A 22,291-nucleotide genomic window follows, 5' to 3' on the forward strand; every position below is an offset into this window, starting at 1 on the left:
AAGCCATCAAACCCTCCGGTGGGACGCAATAGCTGACCTCCGCGCGAAAAACATTAGCGTCGGGCGGTTAAGAAGGGCCCATGGCAAGACGACGAGGAACCCGGCGCACATCGCGCCAGGTCCCTCGCCGTTCAGCTGTGCAAAACGCCCTGCGGCGTTTCGGCCTCCTCCGTGCCGAAACGCACGTTCTTCTTCTCGTAGCCGAAGCCGGAAAGAAGCGCGACGGCTACCGCCACCGCGCTGGCGACGATCAGCAGCGCCGTCGCATAGTCGCCGTTCCAGCGCGCCGCGAGCCCCGCCTGCATCGTGGCGTTGCCGGAGGCAAGCAGGTTGCCGAGCTGGTAGGCGAAACCCGGGAAGGTGCCGCGCACCTCGTCGGGCGACAGCTCGTTGAGATGCACCGGCACGATGCCCCAGGCGCCCTGCACGAAGAACTGCATCACGAAGGCGCCGACGGCGAGCAGCACCGGCCCCGGCGCATGGACCCAGATCGGCGCAACGGGCACGGCAAGCAGCGCGGCGATGACGATCGCCCGCTTCCGTCCGATCCGCTGCGATAGCTGGCCGAAGAACAGCCCGCCGCAGATCGCGCCGATATTGTAGACGATGGCGATTGCGCCGGTCGTGTAGCTGTCGTAGTTGCGCTGCGTTTCCAGGAAGGTCGGGTAGATGTCCTGCGTGCCGTGGCTCAAAAAGTTGAATGCCGTCATCAGCAGCACCGACCAGACGAACAGCGGAATGTTTTCCCTGAGGATGGTGAGGAACGGCCGCCGTCCCTCCGCCTGCCGCTTCAGGAAGACCGGGCTTTCGGCGACATTGCGGCGGATATAGAGCACGAGAAGCGCCGGCAGCGCTCCGACGAAGAACATGCCGCGCCAACCGATCACCGGAAAGAGCAGGAAGAAGACGATCGAGGCGACGAGATAGCCGGAGGGATAGCCCGCCTGCAGGATGCCGGAGACGATGCCGCGGCTCTCCTCCGGCACGGTCTCCATGACCAGCGAGGCGCCGACGCCCCATTCCCCGCCCATGGCGATGCCGTAGAATGCGCGCAGCACGAGGAACATGGTCAGGCCCGTCGAGAATCCGGTCAGGAATTCGAACAGCGAATAGAGCAGCACGTCGGCCATCAGCGTCACGCGCCGCCCGAACCTGTCGGCCGCAAGCCCGAAAATCAGCGCGCCCACCGCCCGCATCGCAAGCGTCAGGAAGATCGCCACCGAAACAGCCGGGACGTCGGTGTGGAACTCCTCGGCGATATGCTTGAGAACGAAAACGAGAATGAAGAAATCGAAGGCATCGAGCGTCCAGCCGAGATAGCTGGCAATGACGGTGTTGCGCTGCTGCTGGCTGAGCGCGCGCAGGCTTTCCAATGCGGACATTATGCTTCCTCCGTCCGAAAGCGGCGGCGAGGCGGGCAATGTCCGGATGCCGTCGAAGAGAGGTTGGCCCGGAACCGGGGTTGCCGGATGGCAACGCCGGACAACGGCAGCACTCTTGCCCTTGTTCCGCGCCTGCGACAGTTTGACCGCCACAAAGCACCGGCCTGGCCGGCCGCGCCCGTTCGCCTCAGCTCAGGTTCCTGCGCCGCTCAAGCTCCGCTGCGGTCGGCTGTTCGAATTCGAATGAGCCGGTGACGACGTCGCCGTCGCGGACGTATTTGTTGATCGTGACGCCGGATCCGGAGACCTTCGATCCGACGAGTTTCAGCGCGCCCGCAAAGGCACCGTCGCCGAACAATTTCTTGCCCTTCCCGAGCACGACCGGAAAGAAGAAGACATTGATTTCATCGACCAGGTCGTTTCTGAACAGGGTCTGCAGAAAGTCGGTCGAGCCCTGTGTCAGAAGATCCGGCCCCTCCCCGCTTTTCAGCGTCCTGAGTGCGCCGACCACGTCGGCCCCGAGCACCCGGCTGTTCTGCCAGCTGAGCTTGAAGTCCGGATTGCGGGTCGCGACATATTTGGTGATGCGGTCGAACAGCGGGCCGATCGGGTCGTCGGCAGCGACATAGGGCCAATGCGCGGCGAAAATATCGTATGTCTTACGGCCGAGCAGAAGATCGAACGGCCGGGCGAACATATCGCCCACGGCCTTTCCCATCGCCGCGTCGAAATAAGGGGCAACCCAGCCGCCGTACTTGAAGCCCCCGACGGGATCTTCGTCTGGGCCGCCCGGGGCCTGCATGACGCCGTCGAGACTGACAAATGCACCGGTGATGATCTTTCTCATATCTGCTCTCCTTAGTGGCGCCAGTGGCCGTTAGATGCCCCCGGTACATGCCCCCGTTACATGCCAAGGACGTGGGGCAGTTGTCCGCGCCGACAACGGCCGGGAAAAAATGGCCCGGGGAAAAATTGATCGGCACTATTCACCAAATCCGAACGATTCATTCGTTTCCCTTTTGTACTCTTTGCCTCTTCCCTTTAGCGCTGACTCTCTCCATATTCCGCGCATGGCCAAATCGACGAAGAAATCCCCCGCCCCGAATGGCTTCGAGGAAGCCCAGCAGTCGTCCATTGAAGGCGCTCCATTGGAGGGCTCCGTCGCCGACTGGGTGAAGCAGCTCGAGGCCGATGCCGAGGCGTCGAGCGTCGAGACGCAGCGCGAGTTAGCCTCCAAGGCCGGCAAGCACCGCAAGAAGGTGGAGATCGCCGCCTCGAAATCGGCGCGCGGCACCTCGATGGGCGGTTCGACCGATCCGAAGACTCGCGCCGCCGCCGGCCTCAATCCGGTCTCCGGCATGGATACGACGCTGGAGGAGGCCTCGCAGCTTTCGGCCGGCACCGCCGTCACGGCCACGGTCGAGGCGCTTTCGGCGCTCATCGAGTCCGGCAATCCGCTGCACAAGAACGGCAAGATCTGGACGCCGCACCGCCCGGCCCGGCCGGAGAAATCCGAAGGCGGAATCACCATCCGCATGGCTTCTGACTACCAGCCCGCCGGCGACCAGCCGGCCGCCATCAAGGACCTCGTCGAGGGCCTGGTAAACGGCGATCGCTCGCAGGTGTTGCTCGGCGTCACCGGCTCGGGCAAGACCTTCACCATGGCCAAGGTGATCGAGGCGACACAGCGCCCCGCCGTCATCCTGGCGCCGAACAAGACGCTCGCCGCCCAGCTCTATTCCGAGTTCAAGAACTTCTTCCCGGACAACGCCGTCGAATATTTCGTCTCCTACTACGACTACTACCAGCCGGAGGCCTACGTCCCGCGCTCCGACACCTATATCGAGAAGGAATCCTCGATCAACGAGCAGATCGACCGCATGCGCCACTCGGCGACACGCTCGCTGCTGGAGCGCGACGACTGCATCATCGTCGCCTCCGTCTCCTGCATCTACGGTATCGGCTCGGTCGAGACCTACACCGCCATGACCTTCCAGATGTCGGTCGGTGACCGTCTCGACCAGCGCCAGCTGCTCGCCGATCTCGTCGCCCAGCAATACAAGCGCCGCGACATGGATTTCCAGCGCGGCTCGTTCCGGGTCCGGGGCGACACGATCGAGCTCTTCCCGGCGCACCTCGAAGATGCTGCCTGGCGCATAAGCATGTTCGGCGACGAGATCGACGCCATCACCGAGTTCGACCCGCTGACTGGCCAGAAGACCGGCGACCTGAAATCGGTCAAGATCTACGCCAATTCGCACTATGTCACACCACGCCCCACCCTCAACGGCGCCATCAAGGCGATCAAGGAGGAGCTGAGGCTCCGCCTCGCCGAGCTGGAAAAGGCCGGCCGCCTGCTGGAGGCCCAGCGCCTGGAGCAGCGCACCCGCTACGACATCGAGATGCTGGAGGCCACCGGCTCCTGCGCCGGCATCGAGAACTATTCGCGCTACCTGACCGGCCGCGCCCCCGGCGAGCCGCCGCCCACCCTCTTCGAATACATCCCTGACAACGCCCTGCTCTTCATCGACGAGAGCCACGTCACCGTGCCGCAGATCGGCGGCATGTACCGCGGCGACTTCCGCCGCAAGGCGACGCTCGCCGAATACGGCTTCCGCCTGCCGTCCTGCATGGACAACCGCCCGCTGCGCTTCGAGGAATGGGATGCGATGCGCCCGGACACCGTCGCTGTCTCCGCCACACCGGGCAGCTGGGAGATGGAGCAGGCCGGCGGCGTCTTCGCCGAACAGGTCATCCGCCCGACCGGCCTCATAGACCCGCCGGTGGAAGTCCGCTCCGCCCGCTCCCAGGTCGACGACGTGCTCGGCGAAATCCGCGAGACTGCCGCCAAGGGCTACCGCACCCTCGTCACAGTACTTACCAAGCGCATGGCCGAGGACCTCACCGAATACCTGCATGAGCAGGGCGTGCGTGTCCGCTACATGCATTCCGACATCGATACGCTTGAGCGCATCGAGATCATCCGCGACCTGCGCCTCGGCGCCTTCGACGTGCTGGTCGGCATCAACCTTTTGCGCGAGGGCCTCGATATCCCCGAATGCGGCTTCGTCGCCATCCTCGACGCAGACAAGGAGGGATTCCTGCGCTCCGAAACCTCGCTGATCCAGACGATCGGCCGCGCCGCGCGCAACGTCGACGGCAAGGTCATCCTCTATGCCGACACCGTCACCGGCTCGATGAAGCGCGCCATGGAGGAAACCAGCCGCCGCCGCGAAAAGCAGGTGGTCTACAACGAGGAACACGGCATCACCCCGGAATCGGTGAAGGCCCGCATCTCCGATATCCTCGATTCGGTCTACGAACGCGACCACGTCCGCGCCGACATCTCCGGCGTCTCCGGCAAGGGTTTTGCCGACGGCGGCAACCTCGTCGGCAACAACTTGGCTGCTCATCTCAACGCGCTGGAAAAACAGATGCGCGACGCTGCCGCCGACCTCGATTTCGAAAAAGCCGCCCGCCTCCGCGATGAAATCAAGCGCCTCAAGGCCGCCGAGCTGGCGGTCATGGACGACCCGATGGCCCGCGAGGAGTCAAGGGCGATGGAGGGCGGACGTAAGGATGCTTCGAGGCTCCGGTCTTCGACCTCCGCGCCTCAGCATGGGGGTGGAGCAAGCCGTGCCGCAACTGGCGCCAGCAGAAGCCCTCATGGTGAGGAGGCTCAAAGGACCGTCTCGAACCACGAGGGCGGGCGTGGAACCTCCTCCTTCGCCAAACCCAGCCTCGACGACATGGGACCCGGCACCGACACCGCAATACCGCTCTTCCGCAAGCCCGATCTGGATGAAATGGGCCGCGACATCGCCGAACCCGCGAGGAAGCCCCTTTTCCGCAAAAACACCCTCGACGAAATGACCGTCGGCCGCACCGAAAAACCGGTCACCGGCAAGCTGCCGATAAAGCCGGATGCCGCGAAGAGCACGAAGCCCTTCTCACCGCTGGAAGAAGGCCAGCCGGAACGCGCCGACGCGCCCTCCTCGCCGTCATCCTCGGGCTTGACCCGAGGATCCAGTGACGACCCCCGCCCCCTCGTCCGCGGCAAAACGGGCGCCGGCTCCTACGAGGACCCTGCGGATCAGAAGCGCAAGGGCCGGACGAAGGGCAAGACCGGGCGTCCGGGCCACTGAACTTCCTCCCCATCCCGGGTTCGGTCCGGGATCCAGCCACCGGGCGTCGGCGCGGTGAATGACCCTTTTTCTATGCACCCTTCAGCCAAGCCACTGATCGATGTGCAGCACCTGGTCGGAAGTCGTTGTCGATCACGACATGCGAAAGCAGCTTCCGACCGACGGTCCATAATGCGTCGATCGTGAAGAACTCGTTTTCAGGCAGGGAGATACCGCTTTGGTCGGCTCTGGAACGGGAAGAGTAGTGCGGCTAACAGACACAAAAGCTGCCTGAACCATCGCAGCAGGAGGGAGAAGTTGTATCCGGCGGCCGCCAGAACGGCATTGACGGCATCACCCTGTTCGCCAGCGAAATAATTCCGCTCCATTCTGTGTTCGCTCTTGAGGTGTCCGATGACGGGCTCGACCGCCGATCGTCGCCGCATCTGGCGTTTGATGGCGGGCGTGAGGCGGCGCTTCTGGCCGCTGGTGAAGACCCTCAGCTTGTGACTTTCGGGAGCATTATGGCCGCGGTATCCAGCATCGGCCAGAATGCGGGAGAGCTCGTTGCCGATCATCTTTTCCATATCCGGAATGACGGTCGCGAGCGTGTGGCCGTCGTAGGGATTGCCGGGCAGCGCCGTCGCGTGCAGCGCGAACTGCCCGCCCTTTGAACGGTTCAGTGTTGTGGCCACGGACACCTTCACCCCGAACTCATAGGGCTTGTGCGCCTTGCCTTTACCAATGCACTCGACCTCGTCGGCATGCAGGCTGTAGATCTTGCGGCCATGCTGACGTTGCCGCTGTTCCATGACCGTTTTTGCCTGATAGACCGGCCATTTGAAGATCGCGTCGAGTTGTTCGTCGCCCGCGATCTGACGCTCGATGTCGCGAACGGTCCGACCGAGATAGGTCTTCAACTTGCGCAGCGCCTTGCCAGCCCGTTTGAATTGCTTCGCATGAGCATAGCGCTGATGCTGGATCAGGGCGAATTTACCGAGCCGAACATAGGTCTGGCGCAGGTCGAGCCCCATTTTCTTCGCCAGCCGCACCAGCCGTTCGCGCGCCCGGTGAATAAGCTTGGCATCCGTCGGGAACATGACGTTCTTCGGTTGAACGGTCGTGTCCACGATCACTTGCCGCGTATCCTGTGGCTTCATCGCGCCTGTCTTGACTGCCACTGCCAGGCTCTCCTGCAAGAGCGCGGCGATCCGCTCCTCGCCCATGCGCTGCCGCCAGCGCGTCATCGAGGAGCGGTCGAACGATAGTTCGTGCCGGAAGAACTCCTCGCCGCACAGGTACTGAAAATAGGGGTTCTCCACCCAGCGCTCGCACAGGGCCTCGTCCGACAGGTTGAACGTGTGCTTGAGAATGGCCAGCCCCGCCATGAGCCGCGTCGGCAATGGCGGCATGCCCGCTCCGTCCGAATAGACATCACCAAAACGGGCTTCCAGCACTGACCAGTCAATGGCCTGCGCCAGACGCACCAGTTCGTGCTTCATGTTGATGATCTGGTCGAGCCGGGATCGGAATAGATCCTGTTCACCCGTTTCGCGCCGTTCACGTGGTTTGCCCATGCCTGGCTCTCCGATTCACCGCGATAACCCAGTGAATCACGCTTCGCCAGCCAGGGAAACCTCAAACTGATTTTGCAAGGAAACAGCCTGTTCGGCGGCTGTTTCCTGCAACTATAAGATCTGCAGATCATTCAATTCTTACGTCAAATCAGCGGCTTCCGAGTTCTTCACGGCCGACTAATGCGCGCATATGATCCGTATCCTCATGCCTGCGATGCGCCTGCGAGGATCGATATCCAGAATTGGGCGTTAGCATGGATCCTCGGGTCAAGCTCGAGGATGACCGAGAGCTGTGGAGCGCCCCTACTCCGCAGCCTCCCCCCGCCGCTCCGTTACGGTCACCATCGCCACCATTTCCACCTCATAGGAATACCCCTCGAGCATCTGATAGGCATGCTCTATCGCCTCGATCTGGCCTTCCGCCTTGCGGATGGCGTCGGTGATCGACTGGCTGCGCGCGCGCAGCATGGAGCCGAGCACGTCGGTTTCCGGGCGACGGCCGAGGCGGTCGATGTGCTGGCGCACGCGGTTGCGGTGGCGCTCCAGCTCCAGGATGTGGAAGCGGTTCTTGACGATGTCGTCGGAGAGTTTTCTGCGCATGGCCGCCACCGCGTCGAAGCTGCCGGGCTCACGCTCGTCGAGGATGACGTCGTTGACGAGCTTTTCCAGCATCAGCACGCCTTCGAGGTCCTTGGGGTCGGCAAGCTGCGGATCGTAGCCGGTGTCGTCGTAGACGCGGCGGCGCACCGGGTCCTTCAAGAGTTCGTAGGCGGTCTGCAACCGGCCGAAATGCTCCGCATCGCCGCCCGAGTCGGGATGCGCGGTCTTGGCGGCCTTGCGCCAGGCGCTGCGGATCGCCTGCTCGCCGGCGTCGCGGTCAAGTCCGAGCAAAATATAGGGATCGATCAAACCGCCCACCTGTCCTTTAGCATTCACCTGTCCCCACACCCGTGACCTACCCCCTCGGCCCTCCGGCATCAAGCCCGAAGCACCCGCGCCCGCCATATTCGGGTCCAGTCGGGACGAAATTGTGGAGCGGCATGTGAATTCACTGGGGCGCACGAGCGCTTCGATGAGCCAATTTCGGCGGCCATCCCTCATCCCTATGCCTGTCACAGGGATCCAGCGGCGCCATGTCCATGGCGCGGGAGGCTCATTCACACTGTAAGACAGTCACTCACGGCGTCGGCATGGCGCCGACGCGCCGTGGTTGGATTGCTCTGAAAAACACAGGGAATGAGGCGCGCGGCAGATGGCGGCGGGTACGGAACCGCAGGGTGCAAGGCGGCGGTCGATATCGCTGCAGAGGAAGGGTGGCACGGTCCCGTTCCGGTACGGAATCCGAAAATGACACAGGCCGCACTTTGAAAGGTAACATTTCGTCAAGTGTTTGAATCTTTGGCGTTTCCGGGCTTGCATCAGCGCATGCCACAATATTGCCGCTTGCTTTTTTCCCGAAATGCTGTCACCAATTGCAGCACTCGGGCATTAGCATGCCGGTGACTGGACAGATGTGGTAAAGCCTTCCGTTACGGAAGGCGGCGCGGGTAACCCCCGCCTGCGTAGACGTTCTTTCCCCGTACGTGACTTCTCCGACTGACCCTTCGTTCCGGTCTAACGGGACGAAAGCTAAAGCCGTCCGCTTCCTCTCGGGGGCGCGGATACCAGACAGACTAAGGGAAAAGGACTATCCCACATGGCCACCAAAGGCGTCGTAAAATTCTTCAACCAGGACAAGGGTTTTGGTTTCATCACTCCTGACGGCGGTGCAAAGGACGTATTCGTCCACATCTCCGCTCTCCAGGCATCCGGCATCCAGTCGCTGCGCGAAGGCCAGCAGGTCACTTTCGACACCGAGCCGGACCGCATGGGCAAGGGCCCGAAGGCCGTCAACATCTCGGCCAACTGATTTTAGCTTCTGCCACGGCAGGAATGAGAACGGCGCCTCCCGGGCGCCGTTTTTGCTTTGGGCCTCAGGCGCTCAGCGCCTCCTTGGCACCGGAAAAATCCACCGCCGCAAACGCCGCCGCGATCACCTCCGGCCCGGCACCTGCCTTTGCCGCATCGCTCGACAGAATCTGCCGGTAGCGCCTGGCGCCCGGCAGCCCGGTGAAGAGCCCGACCATATGCCGCGCCACATGCTGCAGCCGCCCGCCGCTTTCGATATGCCGCACGGCATAGGCCATCATGCGGTCGCGCAGCCCGTCCCAGTCCGGCTTGGCCGCCGGCGCGCCGAAGAAGCGGTGATCGAGATCCGCCAGGATCCCCGCATTCTGATAGGCTGCCCGCCCCAGCATCACGCCGTCGACATGCTCCAGATGCGCCGCTGCCTCGTCCAGCGTCTGGATGCCGCCGTTGATACCGATAAAGACCTCCGGCCACCGCTCCTTCATGCGGTAGACGATGCCGTAGTCGAGCGGCGGGATCTCGCGGTTCTCCTTCGGGCTCAGCCCTTTGAGCCAGGCCTTGCGCGCATGGATCCACACGGCATCGGCGCCTGCGTCCAGCACCCGCGCCAACAGTTCCGGCAGTGCCTCTTCCGGCTCCTGCTCGTCCACGCCGATCCGGCACTTTACCGTGACCGGTACCTTGGAGACTGCCTTCATGGCCTTAACGCAATCCGCCACCACCTCCGGCGTCAGCATCAGGCAGGCCCCGAAGGTTCCCGACTGCACCCGGTCCGAAGGACAGCCGACATTGAGGTTGATCTCGTCGTAGCCGTAGGGCCCGGCGATCCGCAGCGCCTCGGCAAGTTTCACCGGATCCGATCCGCCGAGCTGCAGCGCCACCGGATGCTCGTCGCTATCAAACGACAGCAGCCTCTCCCGCGGCCCGTGAATGATCGCGTCCGCCACGACCATTTCGGTATAGAGCAAAGCATTCCGGCTGATCTGCCGGTGGAAATACCGGCAATGGCGATCGGTCCAGTCGATCATGGGTGCAACCGCGAGCACAAGGCCATTGGAATAGTGGGATTTTCCTTGTGTTGCAGGCCTTCTGGTGAGTTCCGTCATGTCTCGTTCGATCTCGTTTTCTGCCTTTTGCGCCCGTTTTGACATGCCAATGCTACGGCGTAGCACTTGCAGGAGGTTTTGTAGCACTCTAATGGCGCCGGTAGCCATCACTATCAACCCGAGCCTGCGCTGATACAGGGCCGCTTTTTTGAAGCCGAACTAAAGAATAGTTGCCCGCGTCTGCATTCAAAGCAGCTCGCTTTTTCGGCCGTTCTTTGACACTATACGTCACGCTTTCTCATTGAAACGGGGCGGCCGCCCGCGTCGCGCTCCAGATGTCACGGCAACCTTGCTGGTCGGCCAGCGTTTCACGCCGAGTTTGGCCCGGAGAAGAACAAATGAACCTGCAGAAGATCTACACCGCATTGCTCACCGCAGACCTTGCGGCGGCCGAAGGCTGGTATACGAAGCTGCTCGGTCGTGGACCGGATTATCGGCCAATGGACACGCTGGTGCAGTGGGAGCTCTTTAATCAGGGCGGGTTAGCGCTTTCAACCGACGACGAGATCGCCGGCAGGGGCGTGATGTTCCTTGTCGTCGACGATGTCGCGGCCGAGCGCCGCAGGCTGCAGGGCGTGGGGATCGTGCTCGGGGACGACATTGAGGGCGACTACTCGACGCTGGCGCAGGTGCGTGATCCTGACGGCAACCTGCTCACGCTAGCGACGCCGCCCTCGCGGCCCTATCCGCTTGCATGACCGCGATGAAGGCTGGCTCATTGCGCGCGATCTTGCCGGCCGAAAGATCGAGGCTCGCCGGAACTGCGATCTGCTAGTGCCCTCGCTGCTGGCGCGGCACGGACGGAACTCGGCACTCGATGCGGTCGCCATTGCGGTCGAGGCCAATGACGAGAGATCATGAAGTTCGAGAGATCATCTGCAACTGCGTTCGGCACTGAATGCTGGGTGGCCGCCGGTCAAGGTTAGATCGAATGCACCGCCAATTGCGGCTTGGGCGCGCCTTTCCCCTCTCTTTGAGCGTGCTTGAGAAGTGCATTCCCAGCATGACTCTGGTATTGATTCATTGGGTGTCGGTTTGTTTCGGAGGCCGACACGATGGACGCTGAACATAGATTGGCGGGCAGCCGTGGAACGCGGGCTGGCTACGCATTGTAAGGAAGATCATTTCGACCGATTTCAGGTTAGGCCATGAATCAGGAAATCCGGCTTTTTGGCGCTATTGCGGTCCGACCCGCCGTCCTCGCTCTCATATCCCAGTTCGAAACGGCCACAGGATTGACAGTTGCAGTCAAGTGGGAGCTCAATCCGACGGTAAAGAAGCAGATTGAAGCTGGGGAACCTTTTGACCTCGTCATCATCAATCCGAACCTGGTTCAGGATCTGACCGCCTTGGGAAAAGTCAAGGCGGGAAGCCAGGTAGCGTTCGGCCGGATAGCAATGGGGGTGGCGGCCAAGGCAGGCAGTCGACCGCTCAACATTGGGTCCGTAGGAGCATTCGAACATGCGTTGAAGAGCGCCAGATCAATCGCCTACGCCAGTGAAGGAACCAGCGGTGGCTACTTCTCCGGTTTGCTGGAACGCTTGGGAATAGCGGATGAGGTAAAGCCCAAGCTGGTGGCCGTACCAGGTGGGCAGACAGCGTCGGCCGTAGGCCGTGGGGAAGCCGAGCTGGCGGTCGTTCCCGTGACTTCGATTCTTGCAGCCGCTCCCCAGGTCATACTTGTCGGTCGGTTTCCGGCAGAACTCCAAAGTTACGTTGACTTCGCCATTGGAATTAGCGCCGATTCAACGGACGCAGAAGCTGCCAAGCAGCTGTCGGAATTTCTGATGTCGACAGCCGTTGATGACATCTTGGTGGCAATGGGCGTCGAGCGCCACTCAAAGCGTGTTTGATAGAACGGTGGCAGGTCGTGCGGCAGAAACCGGCAAGCAGGAAGTAAACGCCGCCGCCCCCGGGCTCGGCTTTTGGAAGCATCGGCGCGATCAGCGCCCACTGCCCATCCGCCAGGTGCGTCGCGTATGGACAAGTCGCGTAAAGCGCCTCACGATCAGGCTGCGTGAACTATTGAGACGTATGATGTCCACTGTGAAGACCGGTTCAAGGATCTCTCAGGCAACGGGTTTTTATGATGCTCCGGCGAATTGCCAGAGCTGCCTAATTTGATCTTATGGAGCCGCGGGCTTCCGCCGCCATGTCGCTCCCAGTCTAGTCGATCATGGGCGCAAGTGCGATACACGGGCCATTGGAATAATGCCGCTTGCGGTCCGCCACAGAGATCTTACCGCCTTTTCGCTGTCGCCCCGTTGCTCCGAACCGGAGCATGGTGAGCTTAGCTCGGGCGGGACGAGGGCTTATAGCGAAGAAATAGGTCCAAGGCCGGCTTGCGCCGCAGCTGCATCGCTCAAGCCGCAATGAGCAGGAGCACATAGGCGATCACGGTGACCATCAGCCCGCGGAAGGCGAAGGTCACGCAGCGGTACTTTCCACGCGCGATGGCCGAGAGAATATCGGCATTATTCAGGTACTCGTTGAATAGATAGACCTCGTCCCGGCGCTGCGCCGCATCCCAGAAGCGATGGCGGTGCTTGCCCCAGGAGCCCCAGAACAGGGAGGTCGACTTGTTCACGTGGCGCGGCAGCACTACGAGGATGGCCGATATGATTGAAAAGACCGAGGCCGCGGCAAGCAATCCCGAGAAAAACATGCTTTGATGATAACCGTTCACATAGCGCTCTAAGGTAAATACGTTGCGTACATCGCTTGAACTCACCAAAAATGCGAGCATAAAAGTAAAGATATACGCGGCTTTCTGGTCAGAAATCTTGATCTGGTCGTAAAAGATATCGTTGATTTTCTTTATATGATCAAAATACTCTGCGCCGATGTCCTCCGTCGAAGGCCCACTCCTCATAAGCTCTGCCGCACTTTCAAAATCCGTCACGTTCTCAACTCCAGCCCAAAAGTGTTTCCGTGATATTACACTTCACAGCCAAAGCAATAGCGCGGATGCAGCGCATCTTGACTTTTCAACTTCATATCGACAAACGCTTTAGACATGAGGGGTAGATTCATCAGTTCCATGTCCGCCGTTACGGCGTTGAGCGTGGCGGCGTGCTGTCTTGCGCGGCCGGCAGCCGCTGAACCCATACAGCGCGCGGCGCCGGCCGCAGGCTCCGTCATCGACCGCAAGGTCGGCGAGGAAGTCCGCTTCGTCGACCTGTCGAACTGGCAAAATGTCGACCTGCACCAGGAGCTGCTGGGCGGTGACGTGCTGCGTACCAATGCCACCGGCCAGCTCGCGGTCCTATTCGCGGACCGCACGCAGGTACGCCTCGGCCGGAATTCGTCGCTGCAGGTAAAACAGATGGCGCCGGCGGGCGATACGATCCTCCACCTCCAATCCGGCACGATGTGGGCCCGCGCCCAGCGCGGCGGATCGGGCCTGACCGTTCAGACACCGGCCGCGGCAGCCGCCATCCGAGGCACCGACTGGACGCTGACGGTCAAGGGCGACCAGACCTCGCTGATCGTGCTGGAAGGCCGCGTGGAGCTGAAGAACGAGCACGGCAGCGTCGAGGTTGCGCAGGGCGAAGCGGCCGTCGCCACCATCGGCCAGGCGCCGCGCAAGCTCGTCATCGTTGCGCCGGACGACCGCGAGCAGATGCTGTTCTACCTGACGCTGCGCAGCGGCTTCACCTTCATGCCCGCCTCGCCGCTGACCGTGCAGAAAATGCGCAGCGAACGCCTTCGCATCAATAACAAGCCGCCGCAGAGCCGGACGGCGGAAGACTGGCTGACGCTCGCCGAAGTGCAGCTGACGATCGACGGCCGCGCTGCCGCCTTGCAGTCGCTTGCCAGGGCGCGCGCTCTTGGCCTCTCCTCAAGCCAAAGCGCTCGGGCTGACATGATCGAGGCACTCATTGCAGGCGCTGAAAAACGCTATACGGACTCAGCCCGTCTGTTTGCCAGGGCCCAACCCCGCCTCGACTCAGAACGCCGCGGCGTGGCTGCCTATGGTGCCTATTACGCCCGCTCCCTTCTCAATCCCAATCGCGTAGAAAATCAGCCTGCAAGAACAACGGGGCGATATGCCGAAGTGATGAGGGCATACACTGCGGGCTTCCTCGAAGACATTCCGGCAGCGATCGAAGTGATCAAGGGCGCCGAAAAGCAACATCCGAGCGACTCGACCCTTCCGGCGCTGCGTGCGCTGCTCTCGTTGCTGATCGATGATCGGATGCAGATGAAGGAGGCGATCGACCGGTCGCTTGCTATCGACCCGACCGATCCGAACGCGCTTGAGGCGCGTGCCAAGTACCGTGCAGGTTACGAGAGCGACATGAACGGCGCGCTTGCCGATCTCCAGCAGGCTATCAAGGAAATGCCGGGCTCGGCCTCGGCCTGGAACGACCTCGGCCTGCTCTATATTGCGCGTGACGCCCATCGTGAGGCGCAAGAGGCCTTCAAGAAGGCGATCGAACTCGATCCCGCCGATCCGATCGCCCACGCCAACCTTTCCATTCTTTACCTCGACCAGTCGCGGATGAAGGAGGCAAAGCGCGAAATCGACGCGGCGCTCGCGGCCGATCCAGCGTTCGATATAGCGCTGCTTGCCCGCGGCCGGTACTATCTTCAAATGGGCGAAAGAGATAAGGCGCTGGACGATCTTCTCGCCGCCTCCACGGCAAATCCGGCTCATTCGCAGTCGCAGCTCATGCTGGCCGCCGCCCACTACGAAAAGGGTGACCGCGATCCTTCCAACCAGGCGCTCGACAATTCCGACCGGCTGGACAAGAACGATCCGGTTGTTTCCTCATTCCGAACAGCGCTCGCAATCGACGATTACGACGCCGATGGCGCGATCCGCAACGCGCAGGAGTTCCTGCGCCGCTCAAGGGCGCGCGGCGGCGACTACGGCTCACTCGGCGCCAGCGAGGACGCGGGCTCGACCCTCAACAACGCCTTCCGCCTGCAGGGCCTGGATGCATGGGGACGCTATTACGGCGACGCCGTCTTCGATCCCTTCGAAGGCAGCGGCTATACGGACCAGGCGATCAAAGGCAGCGTAGACCCCTTCAGCAATGCAATTCTCTTTGGGGACAGTGTTGTCAACTACCAGACAAACGCCTCAAGCTTCTCGTCGCTCTTCCAGGGCCTCCTGCTCGACCCTCATATGCTTGCAGGGCGATCACGCTCAGCCAATTTCCTGAATATTCCATTTATCGAAGGATCGGTTGGCGGAGGCATCACGAATATAGATGGCCAAACTCGGCGCACCGGGGAAGCTGAAATCCAGGGTTTTAGCAATGAGACGATCCCGCTGAGTTTTTACGGAAATCTCCGCTGGGAAGAGATTGCGAATGAGGGCAGCTATGACGATTACGGTGGCTTCTCGACCGAAAACAAGATTCTCGACGGCAACGGATACCTGACAGCAAGTTTAACGCCGGACGATCATATTGTCGCTTATTTGAATACTGCGAAAAATGACCTTCGGCTGAATGCGCTGACCGAGGATACGGCCGCCTCGACGCGGCTGAATAATGAGTTTTTCATCCCTATTTTCGGTGTTCCGCTTGCGCCGAGCGTATTGCCTTTATATCGCGAGCAGAGAAATACGGTCATGAGCACGAATGCAGGCATCGGCTGGAGTCACACATTCGGGTACAGGAACGTGTTGAATGCCGCCCTGCTCTATTCGGAAGTGAAGTCCAAGACCACAAACTACCTAGAATTTGACCGGGCCCCGATGTTCGGCTTCACCGATCCAGACCTCGTTCCGTTTGGGCGCACCCGTCAAGAAGCGACCGCAAAGACATATATTGCTGCCCTCAGTCACAGCATCGGTGACGATGACCTGACCTGGCGATATGGTATAGAGGGTGGCTGGATCGATGCCAGCGCAAGCGACTATTCTGAGCTCTTTGCAATCACTCCGCTTCCGCCGCTCCCGCTGTCTATCCCCGGTGTTGTCAATGGTCCGAATGAAGTGAGCAGCCGGCTTGATCTTGGTCGCGCATATGTTGACGTAATCCATGAGATTACGCCGAATCTGAAAGGCGAATATGCCCTTTTCGGGACTTACATGAATGGCGGAAACGTCGACGTAAGCCGTCTTGAGCCGCGCATCGGCTTTGCCTGGGCACCTTTCGACGATCATTGGCTGCGCGCTGCTTTCATGCGTCAGAGCGTCGAGACCGGCTCGCCGACGCTCGCGCCAATCGGTATTCTGGGTCTGCAGCCCAACCAATTCGCAATCGGCACGGACGGTTATAGCGATACCGCCGCATTCCAGTGGGACGCCGAATGGACCGATCGCTTCTTTACCACGGTCGAATATCAACATCAGGAGCTACACGATTTCTCGGTCGGCTTTCCCCTGACTGCACTTCCTCTTGTTGACAGCCTTCCGCTTTCGAGAGGAAGCCTCGATCGCGCAAGTGTGACCGCAAATGTCGCCGTCGGCTATGGATTCGGACTGTCGGCGACTTATGCCTACATGGATTCGAAGAATAAGGACGAGACGAGCGCGAATTTCGGCGGCTCACTGCCCTATGTCCCGGAAAACTCCGGCCAGATCGCCTTGACCTGGGTTAACGAGGCAAAGGTCAAGGCAACCATCGCTGCCAACTATATCGGCGAGCGTGATGGCGATGACATTGGCACAAAGCTCGACGATTACTGGACCTTGGACGCAAATCTTATCTGGGAGCCGTTCGATAAGCGTTTCGCACTCGAAGCCGCCGCCTACAATCTTCTCGATGAGGATTTCGAAGTTGCTCCGCGTGTTCGAGGCTGGGGCCGCGCCTTCAAGGCCACCCTCAAAGCGCGCTTCTGATGATTGGGGAGGTCGGACCCGGGCATAGAGTACACCAGCCCGGCTGGCCGTTCAGCAGCCGGCCGGTACGGTTGGGGGTGCTAGTGCTGATCACGCTCATCGCCATCTCGCTGCTGTCACGCCTCCCCGCCTGGTCGCTGCTGGAACTGCGGAGCTTCGATTATCTCTCCACGGTCGACGACCCGCTGCCGCCTGCGGATGCGCCGGTGATCGTGGCGATCGACGAGCCGTCACTGGCGGAGATGAATGAGCAATGGCCCTGGCCGCGCAGCCTGCATGCCCGGCTGATCCGGCAGCTGCGCGCAGCGGGCGCCAAGGCGATCGGCCTCGATATCATCATGGCCGAACAGTCTTCGCGAGAGGACGATGCGGCAATAACGGCGGCCGTCGGGCCGGACATTGTGCTTGCCGGCGACGAGACGCTGATCCAGACGCCGCAGGCCGACCAGTTGATCCGCGCCACGCCGATGCCGCAACTGACAGAAGCCGGCGCGAGAACCGGCATCGCCTCGATCGATCTCGGCGGCGACGGCGTCTTCCGCAACATCCCGTCCTATCAGGACGGATTTGCCATCACCCTTGCGCAGGCAGCCGGAAAAGCACCGGGCCGCCTGCCCGCCAACGCGCTGATTCAGTCCTTCGGACCATCACGCAGTTATCCGACGGTTTCCTATTATCAGGCGCTGGACCCAGAGAACTTTCTGCCGAAGGATTTCTTCAAGGACCGCGTGGTGTTCGTCGGACTCAGCCTGCAGAATGCGCCGGAAATCGACAAAGGCGGTGCCGATGCGTTTGCGACGCCTTACACGGTCCATACGGGCAGACTGGTCGCCGGCGTCGAAATCCAGGCGACGATCTACGACAATATCGTGCACCGCTATTCGATCGAGCTGGCGCGCCTTCCAGTGGTTGCCTTCGCCATCCTGATTGGCGCCATTCTCGCGGCTGCGACCGTCTGGAAATCCACGGGCTGGCGGACATTCGCCGCCACGGTTGTCTTCATCGGCGTGGCGGCGGCGCTGAGCTATGCCGGCATCCGCTTCGGCAATCTGTTCGTCTCGCCGCTGGGGCCGGTCGTGGCTTATGTGTCCGTCGCCTTCGGACAGGCGGCATTCGATTTTGCCGAAGAGCGGCGCAAGAAGAAGCAGGTCACCCTCGCCTTCTCACAATATATATCGCCCGATCTCGTCAAACGGCTTTCCGAGGATCCATCACAGCTGAAGCTCGGCGGCGAGCGGCGGACGCTCTCGGTCCTGTTTTCGGACGTGCGGGGCTTCACGACAATTGCCGAAACGCTGAAGGACGATCCGGAGCAGCTCACCGGCCTCATCAACCGCCTGTTGACGCCGCTTTCCGATGTCGTGATGGATCACGCCGGGACGATCGACAAATATATGGGCGACTGCATCATGGCGTTCTGGAACGCGCCGCTCGACGATGCGGATCATGCGCTACATGCTGTTGCCGCCTCGCTCGCGATGCAGGAAGCGATCGCGAGCCTGAACAGGCAGCTCGAGAAAGAGGCCAGGATAAACGGAACGCCGCTGCATGCGCTGAAAATGGGCGTTGGCATCAATACCGGCGAGTGCGTTGTGGGCAACATGGGCTCGAACAGGCGTTTCGACTATTCCTGTCTCGGGGACGCGGTCAATCTCGCCTCGCGCCTGGAGGGAGCCTCGAAGAATTATGGCGTCGCTCTGCTTCTCGGCGAGCAGACTGCGAAGCTTGTGGCGGGCACCTATACGGTCGCCGAGCTCGACCGTGTCCTCGTCAAAGGCAAGACGCTCCCCACCCCGGTTTTCACGGTGCTGCATCACGCGGATGCCGCGGCGCTGGCGGCGCACCAGGCCTTCGTGGAAATGAAATATGCCGGCAAGCTTTCGCCGGACGATCCCGTATTCCAGACGCTGCCGCAGGTGATCCCCGAACTTGCGGCCTATTATGCGATCGTTCGCAGCGATGTCTCGGGCACGGAAGGATAATCGTCCCGTTGCGCTTTCCCCGCTTGCGATTTTCCGTTTAAGATCGCCGGACTCGATAACAGCAAGAGCATCTCAATGTCCGCAACAAGCCCCGACACCGTCATCCCACTTCCGCAGCCGGTTCTGCTTCCCATCGAAGCCAGCAGCGACGTCTTTCCGGTGCGCCGCGTCTATTGCGTTGGGCGCAACTATGCGGACCACGCGATCGAGATGGGGCACGACCCGAGCCGCGAGCCGCCCTTCTTCTTCCAGAAGAACGCCGACAACCTGCTGCCTCCCGGCAAGCCGTTTCCCTATCCGTCTCTTTCGAATGACGTGCATTACGAGGCAGAATGCGTGATTGCGCTGAAATCCGGCGGCGGGAACATTCCCCTCGGCAACGCGCTTGACTGCATCTATGGCTACGCCGTCGGTATCGATTTCACCCGCCGCGATCTGCAGGCCGAGGCAAAGAAGCTCGGCCGTCCATGGGAAGTTGCGAAAGCGTTCGAATATTCGGCGCCCGTTTCGGCAATCGTGCCCGCAAGCCGCCTCGGCCATCCGGACGCGGGCCGCATCTGGCTCGACCACAACGGCAAGCGCGTTCAAGACGGCGATCTGAAGCAGATGATCTGGAAGATGCCGGAAATCATCGCTGAGCTCTCCAAGCTCTTCGTCCTGGCGCCCGGTGATGTCATCATGACCGGCACGCCGGCCGGTGTCGGCGCCGTCAAGAAAGGCGATCGCGTCGAATGCGGCATCGACGGTATCGCGACGCTTTCCGTAACCGTCGCCTGAGGAGATTGCTATGCCCGTTTACGCGCTTGGGGGATTGTCGCCGAAACTGCCGCCGAGCGGGCTCTACTGGATTGCGCCGGACGCGCATGTAATCGGGCAGACGGAGCTTGGCGAAGGTGTCGGCATCTGGTTCGGCGCCGTGCTTCGCGGCGACAATGAGCCGGTCACCGTCGGCAACAACACCAATATCCAGGAAGGCGCGATGCTGCACACCGATCCGAGCTTTCCGGTGACGATCGGCGAAGGCTGCACCATCGGTCATCACGCGATCGTCCACGGCTGCACGATCGGCGACAATTCGCTGATCGGTATGGGCGCAACCGTCTTGAACGGCGCAAAGATCGGCAACAACTGCCTTGTCGGCGCCAATGCCCTGGTGACGGAAGGCAAGGAATTTCCGGACGCTTCACTGATCGTCGGTTCGCCTGCCCGCGCCATACGGACGCTCGATGAAAAGGCGATCGACGGGCTTAGGCGCTCGGCGGAAATATATGTCGCCAACTGGCAGCGTTTCGCCCGCGACTTGAAGCGGATCGACTAACTCCCCGGAATTGCGCTAGGCGGCGCAGGTCTCGCAAAGACCGCGGATTTCGATCGTCGTCTTCTCCGCCTTGAACTTCTTGCCGCGCGTCCAGTCCATCAGCCGGTGATCGACCTCGTGATCGTGGAACTCCATGACATGGCCGCAACTTTCGCAAATCGCGAAGGCAACGGTGCCGTGGCTGTGGCAATTCTCGTTCGGATGGGCGCAGACGACGAAGGAATTGATACTCTCCAGGCGATGCACGACGCCATATTCGAGCAGCTTCTCCAACGCACGGTAGACCTGCAGTGGCGCGCGGAACCCGTGGTCGCGCAGCTTGTCGAGGATCGTATAGGCGCTGAGCGGGCCGTCGGCCTTTTCCAGCACGTCGAAGACCAGCGCCTGGTTCTTGGTCAGTTGCGGTGCGTTCATGAGCCTTGTCCTTGCGGTTCCTTGCGCCCCAGCCGCGGCAGCAGGCTGAGGACGAAGAGAATAAGTGCGGCAACCACGATCGAAGGGCCTGACGGCGTGTCGTAGGTGAGCGAGCCGAATAGGCCGCCGACGACGGCGGCAGCACCGATCAGCGATGCGAGAACGGCCATGACCTCCGGTGTCGACGAGAAGCGGCGGGCCGCGGCCGCCGGGATGATCAGCAGCGACGTGATCAGCATAATGCCGACGATCTTCATGGCGATGGCGATGACGACCGCCATCAGGAGCATGAAAAGGAGCCGCGCCCGCTCAGGCTGCAGCCCCTCGGCCTCGGCAAGCTCGGGGTTGACGGTCGATGCCAACAGCGGACGCCACAGCCAGGCGATCGCGGCGACGACAAAGAGGCCGCCACCCCAGATCAACGCGATGTCGGTTTTCGAGACGGCGAGGATATCGCCGAAGAGGAAGGCGATGAGGTCGATGCGTACCCAGCTCATGAAGGCGACCATGACGAGCCCGATCGCCAGCGTCGCGTGCGACAAGATGCCGAGCAGCGCATCGGCTGACAGCGCCTGCCGCTTTTGCAGGAAGAGCAGCAGGATCGAAACCGTCGCCGCAACGGCGAAGACGGCAAGCGTCAGGTTGAATTCAAAGAGCAGCGACAGCGCGACGCCGAGCAGCGCGGAATGAGCGATCGTATCGCCGAAATAGGCCATGCGCCGCCAGATGATGAAGCAGCCAAGCGGCCCGGTGGTGAGCGCCAGACCGACACCGGCAAGGATCGCGCGGACGAAGAAATCGTCAAGCATGGCGATCTCCCGCATGATGGTGGTGGTCATGATCCGAGTGGTCGTGATCGTGGTGATGGCCGTCGTCCGGATGGCAATGATCCGTCACCGAACCATCCGAATGCAGCACGCGGCCGTCCGGCAGATGCGTGTGGTCGTGGTGGTGGCTGTAAACGGCGAGCGTCTTTGCCGCGCGGCTGCCGAAGAGGCGCACATATTCCGGGCTCTGGCTGACCGTCTCCGGCGTGCCACGGCAGCAGACATGGCCGTTGAGGCAGATCACGGTATCGGTCTCGGCCATGACGACATGGAGATCATGCGAGATCAAGAGGATGCCGCAGCCGGTGGAATTACGGATCTGCTTGATGAGATCGTAAAGCGCGATCTCGCCGGAGAAATCGACGCCCTGCACCGGTTCATCCAGCACGAGCAGATCGGGCTTGCGGGCAATGGCACGCGCCATCAGCGCCCGCTGGAACTCGCCGCCGGAAAGGTGCTGCACCTCGGCATTCAGCATATGAGCCATGCCGGCGGCCTCGAGCGCAGCCATCATCTCGCGTTCGGGAAGCGGGCCGGTCAGCGTCATGAGGCGCCGGACGGTGAGCGGCAGCGTCCAGTCGATCGCAAGCTTCTGCGGCACGTAGCCGACCTTGAGGCCGCTTGCCCGCTCCACCCTGCCCTCATCGGGCTTCAAAACGCCGATCGCCGCCTTGGCGCTTGTCGATTTTCCGGAGCCGTTCGGACCGATCAGGGTCACGATCTCGCTGCGTGAAATCGAAAACTCCACGCCCCGGACGAGCCAGCGGCCATCCCGCCGGACACCCACATTGTGGAGGGAAACCAGCGGCTTCGAGGCAGGGTTTGCGGGAGATAACATCATTTTTCCGACAGTG

18 protein-coding genes are annotated in these 22,291 nt (G+C 61.5%); 9 read left to right on the top strand and 9 right to left on the bottom strand.

Annotated elements, in window-relative coordinates:
- Nucleotides 1-131 precede the first annotated feature (131 nt).
- Together QA644_RS10085 and QA644_RS10090 are read right to left on the bottom strand one after the other, a co-directional pair.
- Nucleotides 132-1,382: an MFS transporter gene (locus QA644_RS10085; RefSeq protein WP_239598458.1), complete on the bottom strand. Its 1,251-nt coding sequence runs from the start codon at nt 1,380-1,382 to the stop codon at nt 132-134.
- 187 nt (nt 1,383-1,569) lie between these two features.
- The gene (locus tag QA644_RS10090) at nt 1,570-2,229 is read right to left on the bottom strand and encodes a dihydrofolate reductase family protein (protein ID WP_283072231.1); all 660 of its coding nucleotides are present in this window, start codon (nt 2,227-2,229) and stop codon (nt 1,570-1,572) included.
- A 223-nt stretch (nt 2,230-2,452) separates the two neighbouring features.
- Here QA644_RS10090 and uvrB point away from each other — a divergent pair, with 223 nt between their 5' ends.
- Nucleotides 2,453-5,527: an excinuclease ABC subunit UvrB gene (gene uvrB / locus QA644_RS10095; protein WP_283072232.1), complete on the top strand. Its 3,075-nt coding sequence runs from the start codon at nt 2,453-2,455 to the stop codon at nt 5,525-5,527.
- Nucleotides 5,528-5,724: 197 nt separating this feature from the next.
- Here uvrB and QA644_RS10100 read toward each other — a convergent pair whose 3' ends face one another.
- Both QA644_RS10100 and QA644_RS10105 read right to left on the bottom strand, forming a co-directional pair.
- On the bottom strand, nt 5,725-7,083 hold the full coding sequence (locus QA644_RS10100) for an IS5 family transposase (protein ID WP_283068614.1): 1,359 nt from the start codon (nt 7,081-7,083) through the stop codon (nt 5,725-5,727).
- A 303-nt stretch (nt 7,084-7,386) separates the two neighbouring features.
- Nucleotides 7,387-7,992 carry a J domain-containing protein gene (locus QA644_RS10105; RefSeq protein WP_028739613.1) on the bottom strand — a complete coding sequence of 202 codons (606 nt, stop codon included), beginning with the start codon at nt 7,990-7,992 and terminating at the stop codon, nt 7,387-7,389.
- A 787-nt stretch (nt 7,993-8,779) separates the two neighbouring features.
- Between QA644_RS10105 and QA644_RS10110 the strand changes: the two genes are divergently transcribed.
- Nucleotides 8,780-8,992 carry a cold-shock protein gene (locus QA644_RS10110; protein ID WP_018900054.1) on the top strand — a complete coding sequence of 71 codons (213 nt, stop codon included), beginning with the start codon at nt 8,780-8,782 and terminating at the stop codon, nt 8,990-8,992.
- A gap of 64 nt (nt 8,993-9,056) precedes the next feature.
- Here the strand turns inward: QA644_RS10110 and dusA are convergent, their stop codons facing one another.
- Nucleotides 9,057-10,019, bottom strand: coding sequence for a tRNA dihydrouridine(20/20a) synthase DusA (dusA, locus tag QA644_RS10115; protein ID WP_283072361.1), 963 nt, complete (start codon nt 10,017-10,019; stop codon nt 9,057-9,059).
- A gap of 416 nt (nt 10,020-10,435) precedes the next feature.
- Between dusA and QA644_RS10120 the strand changes: the two genes are divergently transcribed.
- The 3 genes from QA644_RS10120 (at nt 10,436) to QA644_RS10130 (ending at nt 11,950) form a co-directional block, all read left to right on the top strand.
- Nucleotides 10,436-10,795, top strand: a complete 360-nt coding sequence (locus QA644_RS10120) for a VOC family protein (protein WP_194729884.1) — start codon at nt 10,436-10,438, stop codon at nt 10,793-10,795.
- Nucleotides 10,788-10,958, top strand: coding sequence for a hypothetical protein (locus tag QA644_RS10125; RefSeq protein ID WP_283072233.1), 171 nt, complete (start codon nt 10,788-10,790; stop codon nt 10,956-10,958). Before QA644_RS10120 ends, QA644_RS10125 begins: the two co-directional genes overlap by 8 nt.
- 287 nt (nt 10,959-11,245) lie before the next feature.
- Nucleotides 11,246-11,950, top strand: coding sequence for a substrate-binding domain-containing protein (locus QA644_RS10130; RefSeq protein ID WP_283072234.1), 705 nt, complete (start codon nt 11,246-11,248; stop codon nt 11,948-11,950).
- Between the two features lie 509 nt (nt 11,951-12,459).
- Here the strand turns inward: QA644_RS10130 and QA644_RS10135 are convergent.
- Nucleotides 12,460-12,999, bottom strand: coding sequence for a Pycsar system effector family protein (locus QA644_RS10135; protein ID WP_283072235.1), 540 nt, complete (start codon nt 12,997-12,999; stop codon nt 12,460-12,462).
- Between the two features lie 138 nt (nt 13,000-13,137).
- Here QA644_RS10135 and QA644_RS10140 point away from each other — a divergent pair, with 138 nt between their 5' ends.
- The 4 genes from QA644_RS10140 (at nt 13,138) to QA644_RS10155 (ending at nt 20,196) form a co-directional block, all read left to right on the top strand.
- On the top strand, nt 13,138-16,896 hold the full coding sequence (locus tag QA644_RS10140; RefSeq protein ID WP_283072236.1) for a FecR domain-containing protein: 3,759 nt from the start codon (nt 13,138-13,140) through the stop codon (nt 16,894-16,896).
- Nucleotides 16,896-18,878 carry a CHASE2 domain-containing protein gene (locus QA644_RS10145; protein WP_283072237.1) on the top strand — a complete coding sequence of 661 codons (1,983 nt, stop codon included), beginning with the start codon at nt 16,896-16,898 and terminating at the stop codon, nt 18,876-18,878. The genes QA644_RS10140 and QA644_RS10145 overlap by 1 nt, the downstream gene beginning before the upstream one ends.
- Before the next feature lie 75 nt (nt 18,879-18,953).
- Nucleotides 18,954-19,655 (top strand): fumarylacetoacetate hydrolase family protein, encoded by a 702-nt coding sequence (locus QA644_RS10150; RefSeq protein WP_283072238.1) that lies wholly within the window; start codon nt 18,954-18,956, stop codon nt 19,653-19,655.
- A 10-nt stretch (nt 19,656-19,665) separates the two neighbouring features.
- A complete protein-coding gene (locus QA644_RS10155; protein WP_283072239.1) occupies nt 19,666-20,196 on the top strand; it encodes a gamma carbonic anhydrase family protein in 531 nt (176 codons plus the stop codon).
- Between the two features lie 15 nt (nt 20,197-20,211).
- On the opposite strand, the gene QA644_RS10160 is transcribed toward QA644_RS10155, so the two are convergent.
- The 3 genes from QA644_RS10160 to QA644_RS10170 are packed head-to-tail and all read right to left on the bottom strand — an operon-like array spanning nt 20,212 to nt 22,275.
- Nucleotides 20,212-20,610: a Fur family transcriptional regulator gene (locus QA644_RS10160; protein WP_074068577.1), complete on the bottom strand. Its 399-nt coding sequence runs from the start codon at nt 20,608-20,610 to the stop codon at nt 20,212-20,214.
- Entirely contained in the window at nt 20,607-21,419 is an 813-nt protein-coding gene (znuB, locus tag QA644_RS10165; RefSeq protein WP_074068579.1) for a zinc ABC transporter permease subunit ZnuB, read from the bottom strand. The genes QA644_RS10160 and znuB overlap by 4 nt, the downstream gene beginning before the upstream one ends.
- Nucleotides 21,412-22,275: a metal ABC transporter ATP-binding protein gene (locus QA644_RS10170; RefSeq protein ID WP_283072240.1), complete on the bottom strand. Its 864-nt coding sequence runs from the start codon at nt 22,273-22,275 to the stop codon at nt 21,412-21,414. Before QA644_RS10170 ends, znuB begins: the two co-directional genes overlap by 8 nt.
- Nucleotides 22,276-22,291: the final 16 nt, after the last annotated feature.

The sequence above is a fragment of the Rhizobium sp. CC1099 genome (assembly GCF_029714385.1).
Classification (GTDB): Bacteria; Pseudomonadota; Alphaproteobacteria; order Rhizobiales; family Rhizobiaceae; genus Rhizobium.

Excerpts from the sequence above, each read along its gene's own strand:
- QA644_RS10085 (WP_239598458.1), bottom strand. The coding sequence starts at position 1,382 with ATGTCCGCATTGGAAAGCCTGCGCGCGCTCAGCCAGCAGCAGCGCAAC.
- QA644_RS10090 (WP_283072231.1), bottom strand. The coding sequence starts at position 2,229 with ATGAGAAAGATCATCACCGGTGCATTTGTCAGTCTCGACGGCGTCATG.
- uvrB (WP_283072232.1), top strand. The coding sequence starts at position 2,453 with ATGGCCAAATCGACGAAGAAATCCCCCGCCCCGAATGGCTTCGAGGAA.
- QA644_RS10100 (WP_283068614.1), bottom strand. The coding sequence starts at position 7,083 with ATGGGCAAACCACGTGAACGGCGCGAAACGGGTGAACAGGATCTATTC.
- QA644_RS10110 (WP_018900054.1), top strand. The coding sequence starts at position 8,780 with ATGGCCACCAAAGGCGTCGTAAAATTCTTCAACCAGGACAAGGGTTTT.
- dusA (WP_283072361.1), bottom strand. The coding sequence starts at position 10,019 with ATGATCGACTGGACCGATCGCCATTGCCGGTATTTCCACCGGCAGATC.
- QA644_RS10120 (WP_194729884.1), top strand. The coding sequence starts at position 10,436 with ATGAACCTGCAGAAGATCTACACCGCATTGCTCACCGCAGACCTTGCG.
- QA644_RS10130 (WP_283072234.1), top strand. The coding sequence starts at position 11,246 with ATGAATCAGGAAATCCGGCTTTTTGGCGCTATTGCGGTCCGACCCGCC.
- QA644_RS10140 (WP_283072236.1), top strand. The coding sequence starts at position 13,138 with ATGTCCGCCGTTACGGCGTTGAGCGTGGCGGCGTGCTGTCTTGCGCGG.
- QA644_RS10145 (WP_283072237.1), top strand. The coding sequence starts at position 16,896 with ATGATTGGGGAGGTCGGACCCGGGCATAGAGTACACCAGCCCGGCTGG.
- QA644_RS10150 (WP_283072238.1), top strand. The coding sequence starts at position 18,954 with ATGTCCGCAACAAGCCCCGACACCGTCATCCCACTTCCGCAGCCGGTT.
- QA644_RS10155 (WP_283072239.1), top strand. The coding sequence starts at position 19,666 with ATGCCCGTTTACGCGCTTGGGGGATTGTCGCCGAAACTGCCGCCGAGC.
- QA644_RS10160 (WP_074068577.1), bottom strand. The coding sequence starts at position 20,610 with ATGAACGCACCGCAACTGACCAAGAACCAGGCGCTGGTCTTCGACGTG.
- znuB (WP_074068579.1), bottom strand. The coding sequence starts at position 21,419 with ATGCTTGACGATTTCTTCGTCCGCGCGATCCTTGCCGGTGTCGGTCTG.
- QA644_RS10170 (WP_283072240.1), bottom strand. The coding sequence starts at position 22,275 with ATGTTATCTCCCGCAAACCCTGCCTCGAAGCCGCTGGTTTCCCTCCAC.